The organism is Microbacterium martis, from assembly GCF_047246685.1.
Classification (GTDB): Bacteria; Actinomycetota; Actinomycetes; order Actinomycetales; family Microbacteriaceae; genus Microbacterium.
In genome coordinates, this window is the sequence record NZ_JBFOKT010000002.1 from 332,214 (window position 1) to 344,541 (window position 12,328).

Annotated in this window: 12 protein-coding genes; 9 read left to right on the top strand and 3 right to left on the bottom strand. The window is 73.4% G+C overall.

Annotated features, from left to right (window positions below; all coding sequences use genetic code 11):
- Positions 1–51: 51 nt before the first annotated feature.
- The 3 genes from AB3M90_RS09535 to AB3M90_RS09545 are packed head-to-tail and all read left to right on the top strand — an operon-like array spanning position 52 to position 2,992.
- Complete coding sequence (locus AB3M90_RS09535) at positions 52–1,485, top strand: FGGY-family carbohydrate kinase (RefSeq protein WP_412951717.1); 1,434 nt, start codon at positions 52–54, stop codon at positions 1,483–1,485.
- On the top strand, positions 1,482–2,345 hold the full coding sequence (locus AB3M90_RS09540; protein ID WP_412951718.1) for a hypothetical protein: 864 nt from the start codon (positions 1,482–1,484) through the stop codon (positions 2,343–2,345). The genes AB3M90_RS09535 and AB3M90_RS09540 overlap by 4 nt, the downstream gene beginning before the upstream one ends.
- Positions 2,342–2,992 carry a hypothetical protein gene (locus AB3M90_RS09545; RefSeq protein WP_412951719.1) on the top strand — a complete coding sequence of 217 codons (651 nt, stop codon included), beginning with the start codon at positions 2,342–2,344 and terminating at the stop codon, positions 2,990–2,992. Before AB3M90_RS09540 ends, AB3M90_RS09545 begins: the two co-directional genes overlap by 4 nt.
- Positions 2,993–3,000: 8 nt before the next feature.
- Here AB3M90_RS09545 and AB3M90_RS09550 read toward each other — a convergent pair whose 3' ends face one another.
- Positions 3,001–4,626 carry a beta-N-acetylglucosaminidase domain-containing protein gene (locus AB3M90_RS09550; protein WP_412951720.1) on the bottom strand — a complete coding sequence of 542 codons (1,626 nt, stop codon included), beginning with the start codon at positions 4,624–4,626 and terminating at the stop codon, positions 3,001–3,003.
- 30 nt (positions 4,627–4,656) lie between these two features.
- Here AB3M90_RS09550 and AB3M90_RS09555 point away from each other — a divergent pair, with 30 nt between their 5' ends.
- From AB3M90_RS09555 to AB3M90_RS09570, 4 genes are read left to right on the top strand one after another with little or no spacing between them, the layout of a single operon-like run.
- The gene (locus AB3M90_RS09555) at positions 4,657–6,438 is read left to right on the top strand and encodes an alpha-galactosidase (RefSeq protein WP_412951721.1); all 1,782 of its coding nucleotides are present in this window, start codon (positions 4,657–4,659) and stop codon (positions 6,436–6,438) included.
- On the top strand, positions 6,435–8,300 hold the full coding sequence (locus AB3M90_RS09560; RefSeq protein ID WP_412951722.1) for an MBL fold metallo-hydrolase: 1,866 nt from the start codon (positions 6,435–6,437) through the stop codon (positions 8,298–8,300). Before AB3M90_RS09555 ends, AB3M90_RS09560 begins: the two co-directional genes overlap by 4 nt.
- Positions 8,297–9,325, top strand: coding sequence for a LacI family DNA-binding transcriptional regulator (locus AB3M90_RS09565; protein WP_412951723.1), 1,029 nt, complete (start codon positions 8,297–8,299; stop codon positions 9,323–9,325). Before AB3M90_RS09560 ends, AB3M90_RS09565 begins: the two co-directional genes overlap by 4 nt.
- Positions 9,322–10,038 carry a phosphotransferase family protein gene (locus AB3M90_RS09570; RefSeq protein WP_412951724.1) on the top strand — a complete coding sequence of 239 codons (717 nt, stop codon included), beginning with the start codon at positions 9,322–9,324 and terminating at the stop codon, positions 10,036–10,038. The genes AB3M90_RS09565 and AB3M90_RS09570 overlap by 4 nt, the downstream gene beginning before the upstream one ends.
- Before the next feature lie 25 nt (positions 10,039–10,063).
- Here the strand turns inward: AB3M90_RS09570 and AB3M90_RS09575 are convergent, their stop codons facing one another.
- Both AB3M90_RS09575 and AB3M90_RS09580 read right to left on the bottom strand, forming a co-directional pair.
- Positions 10,064–10,408, bottom strand: coding sequence for a type II toxin-antitoxin system PemK/MazF family toxin (locus tag AB3M90_RS09575; protein WP_412951725.1), 345 nt, complete (start codon positions 10,406–10,408; stop codon positions 10,064–10,066).
- Positions 10,405–10,656 carry a hypothetical protein gene (locus AB3M90_RS09580; RefSeq protein WP_412951726.1) on the bottom strand — a complete coding sequence of 84 codons (252 nt, stop codon included), beginning with the start codon at positions 10,654–10,656 and terminating at the stop codon, positions 10,405–10,407. The genes AB3M90_RS09575 and AB3M90_RS09580 overlap by 4 nt, the downstream gene beginning before the upstream one ends.
- Before the next feature lie 132 nt (positions 10,657–10,788).
- On the opposite strand from AB3M90_RS09580, the gene AB3M90_RS09585 reads away from it, so the two are divergent.
- On the top strand, positions 10,789–11,754 hold the full coding sequence (locus AB3M90_RS09585) for an ROK family protein (protein WP_412951727.1): 966 nt from the start codon (positions 10,789–10,791) through the stop codon (positions 11,752–11,754).
- Positions 11,747–12,325 (top strand): D-sedoheptulose-7-phosphate isomerase, encoded by a 579-nt coding sequence (locus AB3M90_RS09590; RefSeq protein WP_412951728.1) that lies wholly within the window; start codon positions 11,747–11,749, stop codon positions 12,323–12,325. The genes AB3M90_RS09585 and AB3M90_RS09590 overlap by 8 nt, the downstream gene beginning before the upstream one ends.
- The last annotated feature ends 3 nt before the right edge of the window (positions 12,326–12,328 follow it).

The following is a 12,328-nucleotide window of genomic DNA, read 5'->3' on the forward strand; positions in this document are numbered from 1 at the left end:
GATTATCGGACACATTTGCGTTTTCTGTTCAGAATGTCACACACTGTCAGCGTGACGCTCGTCCTCGGTCTCGACATCGGCAGCACCACGACGAAGGCCGCCCTCGTCGAGGTCGCCGATGCGGTGTCGGTCCTGCACGTCGCCCGTCGCCCCACGCCGGCCGACATCGACGAGCTGCTCTCCGCTGCGGCGGAGATGTCGCGCGCGTGCACCCGGCGGGCGGACGCACCGATCGCCGCGATCGGCATCGCCTCGATGGGAGAGAGCGGCGCGCCCCTCGGTCGTGACGGCACCGCGCTGACCCCGCTGCTGCGGTGGGACCGCCGCCTGGACCGCTCCCACCTCGACGCCCTGCTCGGCGCGCGCCCCGAGCTGCCGGCCACCACCGGTCTCCCTGCGACCACGAAGCCGGCCGCCGTCGCGCTGACGGCGCTGCGGGCCGAGCAGCCCGAGGTGCACGCCCGCATGCGTCACTGGGCCGGTGCCGCCGATCTGGTGGCCCACGCGCTCACCGGCGAGCGCGTGACCGACCACACTCTCGCCGCGCGCACCATGCTCGCCTCCGGCGGCGCCTGGGACGCCGCGCTCCTGGCCGACCTCGACCTCACGGAACGGATGCTGCCGGCCATCGTCGCGCCCGGCGAGATCGCCGCGCGCACCGGGCCGGGCGCGGAGGCGTTCGGTCTGCCGCGGGGCGTGCCCGTGACGGTCGCCGGCCACGACCACGCGGTCGGAGCCTGGGCCGTGGGAGCGCGCCGCCCCGGCGAGACCGCCGACTCGCTCGGGACCACCGAGGCGATCGTGCGGGTGACCGACGCGGTCGACGTCGCCGCGGCCGTCGCGGACGGGTTCTCGGTCGGCCGCACCGTCGACGGCGCCGCCCTGATCGTGCTCGCCGGCAGCCCGGCCTGCGGGGCGCTGCTCGCGCGGTGGGCGCGCGACCACCCGGGCGACGACGTTCTCGCGCGGCTGTCCGCCCTCCCTCCCGACGCCTGGACGGCCTCGCCCGTGCTCGTGCTGCCCTACCCCTCCGGGCGCCAGTGCCCCGACCCTCGGCCGGACGCGCACGTGCGCGTGATCGGTGAGGGCGACGCCGGCGACCGCGCCCGCGGCCTGCTCCAGTCGCTCGTGTCGCAGGCGCGCTGGATGCGGGAGACGCTCGATCGTCGCACCGGCGCGCCGACGCGCGAGCTGACCGTCCTCGGGTCGCTCGCGCAGCGCATCCCGGTCTGGGCGCCCTGGACCGCCCCCACCGACGCGGCCGTCTTCGTCACAACGGCCGCCGAACCGGTCGCCGCCGGCGCGGCCCTGCTGGCCGCGACCCGCGTGGGAGCGGCGTCCGCCGAGGTCGCCGTGCTGCCCCGCGACCGCGTCGTCGCCATCGACGACCGCGACCGCGACGTGACCTACCGCCGCTTCCTGGCCGCCGTCACCGACGCATCCACCCGCACCGCCGCATCCACCCGCACCGAAGGAGACCCATGACCACGCTCGACGCCATCGCTCGCCCCTCCGGGGGCTTCGCCATGGTCGCCATGGACCAGCGCGAGAGCCTGCGGCACATGTTCGACACCGCCGGACGGGGCCGCCCCGGCGACGACGTTCTCATCGACTTCAAGACCGCCGTCGCCGAGGAGCTCGCCCCGTTCGCGTCGGGCTTCCTCGCCGACCGCCGCTTCGGCTTCGACCGCGTGCGCGCGGCCGTGCCCGCCTCCTCGGGTCTGATCCTCGCGGTCGACGCCCTCGACCAGGCCGACGGCGGTCCGGTGGAGGACACCGACCTCGACGTCGCTGCGCTCGCGGATCTGCCCGACCAGGTCGCGGCCCTCAAGCTGCTGGTGATCTGGCGACGCGACGACCGCCGCGAGGCGCGCGTCGAGCTCGCGGAGCGCTTCATCGCCGCGGCGCGCGAGCGCGGCGTGCTGTCGGTGCTCGAACCCGTCGTGCGCGCAGCACCCGGCGAGACCGACTTCGAGCCGGATGCCGCGATCCGCGAGGCCGCGCGCGAGCTCTCGGCGCTGCATCCCGACCTCTACAAGGCGCAGGTGCCCCTCACGGGCGCGGGGTCGGAGGCTGAGCAGCGTGCCGCGAGCGCACAGCTCGACGCGTGCATGACGGGTCCGTGGGTGGTGCTCTCTCAGGGCGTCGAGCGCGATCGGTTCGCCGACGCGGTCCGCGCCGCCTGCCTCGAGGGGGCCAGCGGCTTCCTCGCCGGTCGCGCCCTGTGGAGCGACGTCGTCGGCGCCGAGGACGTGCGCGGCGAGCTGCGCGCCCGGTCGGTCGATCGCCTCCGGGCGCTGGTCGACATCGTCGACGCCCACGCGCGCCCCTGGCGGGACGCATGAGCGCCCGGGTCGGCGTGCTGCACACGGTCCCCGCCCTGGTGCCCATGTTCCACGAGCTGCTCCTGTCTCGCCGCGATGACCTCGAGATCGTGCACACCGCCGATCCGACCCTGCTGTCGCGCGCCGTCGCGGCGGGCATCACCGCCGACGTCGACGCCGACCTGCGGGTGCATCTCGCGGCGCTGCGGGATGCCGGCGCCGTCGCGGTGCTCGTGACCTGCTCGTCGATCGGAGAGGCGGCGGTCGCCGCGGCCGCGGCCGTCGATGTTCCGCTCGTGCGGGTCGACGCGGTGATGGCACGGACGGCCGTCGCCCGCGCAGCCGCCGGTGCCGGCCGCATCCTCGTGCTGGCGACCCTCGCCGCGACTCTCGGTCCGACCGGACGCCTGGTGAACGTCGAGGCGGAGCGGCACGGCGGTGTCGAGGTCACGTCGGTCGTGGTCGAGGGAGCCGCCGACGCGCGGACGGCCGGCGACACGGCCCGGCACGACCGCCTGATCGCCGAGGCGATCGAGGCGGCCGGCGAGGTCGACGTGATCGTGCTGGCGCAGGCGTCGATGGCGACGGGCGCCGGCGCCGACCCGCGGGTGCTGACCTCGCCGGAATCCGGTGTCGAGGGGTTCCTCTCGGCCGTCGGGCGCGACTGAACCGCGCCTCATCCCTCGGCTGCCGGTGCGGCACCCGCGTCGGGGGGCACGGCCCGGGCGAGCACCGCGCGGACGAAGGGCGGGACGACGTCGGTGGCCACCTTCGCGGCGTGGCCCTCGGCGCGCGCGAGGGACTCCTCCACCCGTGCGATCTCACCATGGACCTCCCCGCCGTCGAGCGGGTCGAGCGGGTCGAGCAAGTCGAGCAGGTCGAGCGCGAGCAGTCCGGCATCCGCCATGTCGGCGGCGGCGCTGAGCCACGGCCCGAGCGATCGTGCGGGCTCCGCGGCATCGTCGTCGACGGTCAGGGCCAGGGCGGCAAGGCGCGAGCGCAGCGCCTCCCGCGCCGTCGCCGACCCGCCGAGCGCCGCATCGGCGGCGGCGGCGAGGGCCGGGTCCATCGGCGCCGACGGCGGCCACGACGACAGCGTCTCCACGAGCGGGGCGAGAATGCGCGCCTGCTCGCCCGCGATCAGCGGCAGCGCGGCGGCGGCCGACCGCGCGGGCGCGTACTGCTCGGGGTTCCACGCCCAGTCGGCGAAGGCGGCGATGCCGAAGCCGCCCGGCGCGAACTCGACCATCGGGTTGGTCCAGGCTCCGTGCAGCGCCGAGCCGGCGACCTCCGAGGTGCGGCCGATCAGCGGACCGAGGAACGCCCGGCCCCGATCGAAGTCGTTGACGGGGAAGTTGTCCCAGAGCACCAGGCGGTCGCCGAACACCGCCGCCGCGGCGTCGATGTCGTCGCGGGTGATCTCTCCGACGACGATGTCGCGCCCCGTCCACCAGACCAGCACTCCGTCCGGCAGTCCGGCGGCGAAGGCGGTGCGGTAGTCGTTCGCCTGCACGCCGGCGTAGTCCATCGGCACCACCAGCAGCTCGCCGGCGAGCCTCGACCCGACCGCGTCGCGGAAGCGGGTGATCGCGAGAGCGTGCGCCGCGCCGAGCCCGGCGCCGTGGTCGCCGAAGGCGGCGCGGTCTGCGTCGTTCGCCGGGGTCGGGGGAACGTCGTCGAACAGCAGGGCGACGTCGGGGATGCCGGCCTCCCAGAGCCCGCTCGCCTTGGCCGCGAGCCGCTCGTGCTCGGCCTCGTCGGAGAACACCATCGACCCGGCGGGGTGCAGGGCGATGACGACGTCGACGCCGTGCCGCTCGCCCTCCCGGACCAGGTCGACCAGCCGGGCCAGCTCGGCCTCGGGGTACGGCTCGCGCCAGCGCTCCCGGTGATAGGGGTCGTCCTTCGGGGCGTAGACGTAGGAGTTCATCTTCAGGCGACCCGCGAGGCGCAGCGCCGCGAGACGCTCCTCGTGCGACCAGGGCTCGCCGTAGAAGCCTTCGATGATGCCGCGCCGGCGCAGCGTCGGCGCGTCGTCGATGCGCACCTCCGGCACCTCGCCCGCGGCATCCGTCAGCTGGGCGAGGGTCGTCCTGCCGTACCGGAGCCCGCGCCGACCCGACGCGGCGATCACGACGCCGTCGGCGTCGATCCGCAGCCGATACGCCTCGTCGGGCAGGTCGGCCGCCACCTGCTCGACGACGGGCAGCGCCGCGAGCGGATGCCGATCGTGACCGAAGACGGCACGGCGGGGCAGCGGGAGGAGACGGGCGAGGGCGTTCTCGGTGTCGTCAGCACGCACCTGGGAACGTTATCACATAGGATGGTCGCCATGATCTCCGCCCCCTCGATGACGAGCGACGCCGAACGGCGCACGATCCGCGGCAGCGACTACTCCCTCTCCTGGCGCACCGGACCTGACGGACTCGTGCGCTCCCCCTACCTCGAACTGGCCGACGCCGAGGGTCTGCGCTGGATGCGGCTGTGCGCGCTGTCGAGCGTGCACACGCGCGCGACGCGAGACGAGGCGATGCGCCTGGAGGAACCGGAGGTGCGCGACGACGGCGACGCCATCGTCGTGCGCATCCGCACCGAGTCGAGCGCGTGGACCGAACGCCTGCTCGAGATCCGCTGCACCGCATCGGGCATCGAGATCGCCCTCGAGGCCGAGGGCACAGGCGACCTGACCGACGTCACGCTGCTCGGCGGCGACGGCATCCTCCCCACCGGTGCCAGCGGCACCTTCCGTTCCGGGTTCGATGCGCAGTCCTTGTCGGTGCCCAGCCCGACCGAGCCGGTCGCCTTCGTGCGCCCGATCTGGTCGGCGGCATCGCTCGGCGTCGTCGGCGACGCCGACCCCGGGCGGCTCAACGGCATCTTCTCGCCGCCGCCTCTCGCCCTCGCCTTCGGCCGCAGCCCCGCGACCGACCCCCTCGTGCCCGGTGACGGACCGTGGCTCGCGGCGTGGCTGCGCGACCCCGTGCAGAATCTGGGCTTCACGATGCTGCGGTTCGATCCCGTCGACGACGGTGCCCTGGTGCGGCTGACCTACGACGGTCACACGTCCGTCGACGGGCGCTGGCGCTCGCCCGTGCTCGTGATCCGTGCCGTGCCGACGCCGGGCGACGCCCTGCTCGACTATCGCGATGATCTCATCGGCCACGGATTCGCCCCGTCGCGCCCGATGCAGCCCGAGCGCTGGTGGCTGGAGCCCATCTTCTGCGGCTGGGGGGCGCAGGTCGCGCGAGGCGGAGCACCCGCGCCCGACCTGTGCCGCCAGGAGATCTACGACGACTTCCTCCGCACGCTCGACGCCGCATCGCTCGATCCGGGCACGATCGTGATCGACGACCGCTGGCAGGCGCAGTACGGCACCGCCGAGCCCGATCCCGAGGCGTGGCCCGACATGCGCGGCTGGATCGACCGCCAGCACGCGGCCGGACGCCGGGTGCTGCTCTGGTGGAAGGCCTGGGACCCGACCGGCCTGCCCGCCGAGGAGTGCATCACCGATGCGGCCGGCCGGCCCGTGGCGGTCGACCCGGGCAGCCCGGCGTACCTCGCCCGGCTGGAGCGGATCGTGGAGCATCTGCTCTCGCCGGAGGGGATGGATGCCGACGGCTTCAAGGTGGATTTCACCCAACGCACCCCCAGCGGCTCGACACTGCGCTCGGCGCCCGACAGCGACGGCCCCTGGGGCATCGCCGCGCTGCATCGGCTCGCGGCGCGCATCCACGACACGGCGGTGCGCATCAAGCCCGACGCCCTGGTGATCACCCACACGGTGCATCCGTCGTTCGGCGATGTGGCCGGCATGATCCGCACCAACGACGTGCTCGAGCACGACGCGGCGGGCCGACCGGTCTCGGTCGCCGCGCAGCTGCGCGCACGCCACGAGATCGTCGCGGCCGTGCTGCCCGAGCATCCGGTCGACACCGATCAGTGGCCGATGCCCAGCCGCGACGAGTGGCTCGACTACGCGAGGACGCAGGGAGGCCTCGGGGTGCCGGCGCTCTACTACCTCGAGCGGGTCGGCGAGACCGACGAGCCGATCGACATCGAGCACCTCGCCGAGATCGCCCGCGTGTGGGACGCGTACCGGGAGACCCTGGCGTGACCGCGACGGAGATCGCGCGGGGGGTGTGGCGGATCGCCGACACCTGCCACGTGTATCTCCTGGTCGACCCCGAGGCGCCTGACGGCGAGCGCGACGCCGTCGCGATCGACTTCGGGTCGGGCTTGGCCCTCGACGAGCTGGCCGGGCTCGGCATCCGTCGTGTCACCGACGTGCTGATGACGCACCACCACCGGGATCAGGGGCAGGGGCTGCCCCGGGCCGTCGAGCACGGCGCGCGCATCCACGTGCCGCCGGTGGAGCGCGAGCTGTTCGACCGCGTCGAGGAGATGTGGCAGGGGCGCCCCCTCGACAACGACTACAACCTGCGCCAGGACCGCTTCTCGCTCCTCGCCTCGGTTCCCGTGCACGACGTCGTTCCGGAGTACCGCGACCTCGCGGTGGCGGGCGTGCGGATGCGCGTGATCCCGACGCCGGGGCACACCATCGGATCGGTCACCTATCTGCTGGAGCGCGACGGCGAGGTGATCGCGTTCTCCGGCGACCTCGTCTACGCGCCCGGCAAGGTGTGGTCGCTCGCGTCGACCCAGTGGTCGTACACGCAGAACGAGGGCCCGGCGATGACCGTGCTCAGCGCTCGGATGCTGGCGCGAGAAGGGGTGACGCGCCTGGCTCCCTCGCACGGCGAGGTGATGGAGGATGCCGTCACGGCGCTCGAGCTGCTCGCCGGCACGATGCAGGAGTACGTCGACTCCCGGCGCTCCTACCCGTGGGATCTGCTCGCCCGCCTCGACGATCCCTTCGTCGCGCTGTCCGAGCACCTGCTGCTCAACCGCACCTCGATGTCGTGCTCGTACGTCGTGCTGTCGGAGAGCGGGGAGGCGCTCATCGTCGATTACGGCTACGACATGACCACGGGCCTCGTGCCCAGCCAGGAGCGCGCCGCGCGGCGGCCGTGGCTCGCCTCACTTCCGGCCCTGCGGCGCGATCACGGCGTCACCCGGATCTCGGTGGCGCTCCCGACCCACTACCACGACGACCACATCGCGGGGATGCCGCTGCTGCGCGACGTGGAGGGCACGCAGCTGTGGATACCCGAGAACGTGGCGCCGACGATGGCCGACCCGTGGCGGGAGGATCTTCCGTGCCAGTGGTACGACCCGATCGTCGCCGACCGGGTGCTGCCCCTCGACGAGCCGTTCACGTGGAACGAGTACACCTTCACCGCGCACGCCCAGCCGGGGCACACCTTGTACGCCGTCGCCTACTCCCTCGACATCGACGGCACGACCGTGGTGTTCACCGGCGATCAGCAGGAGGGCCTCGGCGGGCGCGACGGCCGCCGCGACATCATGAACTACCAGTACCGGAACCTCTTCCGGCTGGGCGACTACGCGCAGAGCGCCGCCCTGTACCGCCGCATCGCCCCGGGCCTGATGGCGTCGGGCCATTGGGAGCCGCGACGCGTCGACGACGAGTACCTCGACCACCTCACGGAGTCGGCACGGCTGGTCGACGAGCTGCATGAGAGGCTGCTGCCCCTCGACGAGGTCGCCATCGGGCCCGACGGCCACGTCGCGCGCCTGCTGCCCTACCGTCACGCCGCCGTGGTGGGCCGGGCGGTGTCGTACACCGTGCACGTGCGCAACCCGCACCGCGAGAGCGCTCATGCCCGCGTATCGCCGGTGTTGCCAGTAGGCTGGCGCTCGTCCCCGCGCGAGATCGAGCTCGAGCTCGGACCCCAGGAGGAGGCATCCGTGCAGGTGAGCGTGACACCGACCTCCGCCGGGCGACGGCAGCGCATCGCCCTCGACGTCTCGGTGGGACGGCTGCGTCTCGGGCAGCACGTCGAGGCGCTCATCGATGTGACCGAGCCGCTCGACGCGGCGGAACAGCGGCCATGAGCCCCCGGCCGCGCGCTCCCATCGAGCGGCCGACCATCCGCGAGGTGGCTCTGGCCGCCGGGGTGTCGCGGTCGACGGCGTCGCGCGCCCTCTCGGGCAACGGCTATGCGGCCCCCGAGGTGCGCGAGCGCGTGCGCGCCGTGGCCAAGGAGATCGGCTACGTGGTCGACGTGACCGCGCGCAGTCTGAAGCAGCGCACGAGTCGTTCGGTGGGCCTGCTCGTCTCCGATCTGCGCAACGTCTTCTACGCCGAGCTGGCCTCCGGCATCGGCGAGGAGGCGCGCGCGCACGGCCGCACGGTCGTGCTGGTCGACCTCCGCGGTGACAGCTCCGACGAGCTCGAGGCGGCGGAGACCCTGGTGGGCTCACGGGTGTCGGGCGTGATCGCGACTCCCGTGTCGGCCGAGCTCAGCGGATACCTGAGCCGCATCGGCGTCCCCCTGATCGAGGTCGACCGCCGCTTCGACGCCGAGGGCACCGACGCCGTCGTCGTCGACAACCGGGCGGCGGCGCGCGACACGACGACGAGGCTGCTCGACGCCGGGCACCGCCGCATCGCCCTGCTCATCGACGAGACCGAGTGGACGACCGGCGACGAGCGTCAGCGCGGCTACCTCGACGCCCTCGCGGCCCGGAAGGTGCGGGCCGACGACACCCTGATCGTCCAGGCCGGGTGGGATGCGGAGGAGGCCAAGGCCACGGCGCTCCGACTCCTCTCCCGTGCCGACCGCCCGACGGCCGTCTTCGCCGCGAACAACGTGCTGACCGAGGGCACCTGGCGCGCGGCATCCGAATTGGGACTGCGGGTGCCCGACGACGTCAGCGTCGCGGGCTTCGACGATGCGCCGTGGATGAGCATGGTGCAGCCCGGCGTCTCGACCCGGCAGCAGGATGCGGGGGCTCTGGGCGCGACCGCCCTGCGCGCTCTCGTGGAGCGGATCGAGAGCCCGGATGCTCCGGTGCGCACGATCGTCATGCCGACGCAGTTCCTCGACCGGGGGTCGGTGGGGCCTCCGTCGCCGTGAGCGGTGCGACGGTGATCCGCCAGGGGGCCGTGGGGCACGTGCGCCTCGTCGAGCGCGACGGCCGCTCGCTGGTGGAGAAGCGGATGCCGGACGCCCGGCGGCACGACACCGAGGTGGCGGCGCTGCGGGCGCTGCAGGGGTCGGGTCTTCCGGTGCCGGAGCTCGTGGCGGACAGCTCCGGCTCGATCCTCATGACTCTCTTGCCGGGCGAGCGGCTCGACAGCGGCAGCGTCGACGAGCGGATCGAGCTGCTGGCGGCATCCGCTCCGCTGATGCGGCGACTGCATGAGCTTCCGGTGCCCGCCGGGCTCTCCCCGGCGCCCGACGACGAGGCGATCGTGTGGCGCTATCGCGAGGCGGGCGGACCTCCGCTGCCGCTGGTGATCCCCCACTCGCACGGCCGGGTGTTCTGCCACGGCGACTGGACCGACGGCAACGTGCTCGCCGTCGACGGCGGCATCACCGCGGTCGTCGACTGGGAGGCCGCGCATGTCGGCGATCCGATGCGCGAGCTGTCGCGGGCGGCGTGGGGCGCCTCGCTCAAGGATCCGCGATCGGTCGACGCGCTGGTCGACGGCTACGGCGCCGACCCCGAGATCGTGCGCGCCTGGTTCCCGATCCATGCCGCCGAGCTGTGGCTCTGGTTCTCCGAGGCCGGGCCCCCCGAGTACCTCGACGACCTGACGCTCCGCCTGCGCGACTGGCCGGCCTGATCACCGCTCACGGTCGGTCACCGGGTCAGAGGTCCAGGAAATCGCCGAGCCACTGTCGGACGGCTCTGAGGCACTCGTCGGAGACGCGGCCGGCGACGCCGGTGAGGCGGTCCCGTGACAGCGTTCGGGGCTGTTCCGTCATGATCCACGACGGCTTGTCGAGGCCGCTGACCCCGTCGACGCGCACATGGTTCGGCCACCCTCGGTCGGTGGTCGTGATCGGCAACGCGATGACCAGCGTCGGCACGGCGTCGAGGTAACCGGCGGATGCGATGACGAGCACGGGACGGTGACCTCCCTGTTCCCGCCCCCTCACCGGCTCCAGTGCGGCCCACGCGATATCGCCGGCAGCGAGCTCGACGTCCCTCATCCGGTCGAACGCGCGGGCTCGGCATCGGTGTCCTCCGCGCGCTCCCACTCCCTCGTCTCGGCGCGATGCGAATCGGCGTCGCCGGGAGCGGTCAGCCCTACGGCCGTCTTCAACGACTGCAGCCTCCACTGGCGGTCCTGTGCATCGGCCAGGCGATCGAGATGTGCGCCCAGAGTGAGGCCCTCCCGCGCCGCCTGCTCCTTGAGCCGGTCACGGAGCGCGTTGCTCACCTTGATGGTGGTGGTCATACCAGAAGTATACCCTCCGGACTTCGGCTCGCGGCTTTGAGGGCGCCATCCGCCTTGCTATGATGTGGGAACGATGTCACACTGTCCACACAGCGGTGGATCAGACCGCGGAGACGCGAGCCGGAGGAACGAATGGCAACGCAGCAGAGCGTGCTGGCGCTCGACATCGGCGGGACGAAGCTCGCCGTCGCCGTGATGACCCCCGACGGCCGCACGCACGGCTTCCTCTCCGAGCCGACCGAGAAGCACCGCGGACCGGATGCCGTGATCGCCCATCTGTTCGACATGGGGCACCGCAGCATCGCCGCGGCGGGGCTGGGCGCTCCGGCATCCGTCGGGATCAGCTGCGGCGGCCCCCTCGACGCCCCGGCCGGTGTGCTCACCCACCCGCTGCACCTGCCCGGCTGGATCGACATCCCGATCGTCTCGATGGCCGCCGCCGAGTTCGGTGTGCCGGCGGTGGTCGAGAACGACGCGACGGCCGCGGTGCTCGCCGAGCACCGCTACGGAGCCGCCCGCGACGCCGAGATCGCGCTGTACCTGACGCTCTCCACGGGCGTCGGCGGCGGCTCGATCATCGACGGACGCCTGCACCGCGGGGCGGCCGGCAACGGCGGCGAGTTCGGCCACCTCACCGTCCGCCCCGGCGGACGCGACTGCCTGTGCGGACGCCGGGGGTGCCTGGAGGCCTACGCGTCCGGCACCTCCATCGCCGCCCGGGCGCGCGACCTCCTCGCCGCCGACGACCGGCCGTCGACCCTGCGCGAGCTCGCGACCGTGCGCGCCGAAGACGTCGCGGCCGCCGCTCGCGCCGGCGACGCGGTCGCGGCCGAGCTCTGGGACGAGACCACCGCGCTGCTCGGTCAGGCCGTGACCGATCTGGTGAACGTCTTCGAACCGCACGTCGTCGTTCTCGGCGGCGGAGTCACCCGGTCGGGCGCCCAGCTGCTCGACCCCGTGCGCGACATCGTGCAGAGCACCGCCATGCCCCCCGCCGCGGCGCGCGCGACCGTCACCCTCGCCGGCCTCGGCGACGAGGTGTGCGTGGTCGGCGCCGGCGCCCTCGCCCTCGACCTCCTGGAGGCCCCCCTTGTCTGACTGGCTCGATGAACAGCTCGAGGCGCACATCCGCACGGCGACGGATGCCGCGGCGATGATGCCCGCGGTGAAGGCGGTGGGCGACGTGCTCGTCGCCGCGTTCGAACGCGGCGGCACGCTGTACACCTTCGGCAACGGGGGCAGCGCCGCCGACGCCCAGCACTTCACGGGCGAGGTGATCGGGCACTACCGCCGCGACCGCCGCCCTCTCCCCGCGGTCACGCTGTCGACCGACGCGACCGTGTCGACCTGCATCGCGAACGACTACGCCTTCGAAGACGTCTTCTCGCGTCAGGTGCAGGCGCTCGCCCGCCCGAACGACGTCGTGGCGGCCTTCACCACGTCGGGGCGCTCGCAGAACATCGTCGACGCGCTCGCCGCCGCACGCGCCAACGGGGCCACCACGCTGCTGTTCGGCGGCGGCGACGGCGGACCGTCGCTCGCGCTCGCCGATCACGCGCTGCTGTCCCCCTCCACCGACACCCCGCGAATCCAGGAGATGCACACCTTCTTCCTGCACGCCCTCTCCGAGATCCTGGATGCCTGGGCCGCAGGAGAGGAGCCGGTGTGAGGG

Excerpts from the sequence above, each read along its gene's own strand:
- AB3M90_RS09540 (WP_412951718.1), top strand. The coding sequence starts at position 1,482 with ATGACCACGCTCGACGCCATCGCTCGCCCCTCCGGGGGCTTCGCCATG.
- AB3M90_RS09545 (WP_412951719.1), top strand. The coding sequence starts at position 2,342 with ATGAGCGCCCGGGTCGGCGTGCTGCACACGGTCCCCGCCCTGGTGCCC.
- AB3M90_RS09555 (WP_412951721.1), top strand. The coding sequence starts at position 4,657 with ATGATCTCCGCCCCCTCGATGACGAGCGACGCCGAACGGCGCACGATC.
- AB3M90_RS09565 (WP_412951723.1), top strand. The coding sequence starts at position 8,297 with ATGAGCCCCCGGCCGCGCGCTCCCATCGAGCGGCCGACCATCCGCGAG.
- AB3M90_RS09575 (WP_412951725.1), bottom strand. The coding sequence starts at position 10,408 with ATGAGGGACGTCGAGCTCGCTGCCGGCGATATCGCGTGGGCCGCACTG.
- AB3M90_RS09580 (WP_412951726.1), bottom strand. The coding sequence starts at position 10,656 with ATGACCACCACCATCAAGGTGAGCAACGCGCTCCGTGACCGGCTCAAG.
- AB3M90_RS09585 (WP_412951727.1), top strand. The coding sequence starts at position 10,789 with ATGGCAACGCAGCAGAGCGTGCTGGCGCTCGACATCGGCGGGACGAAG.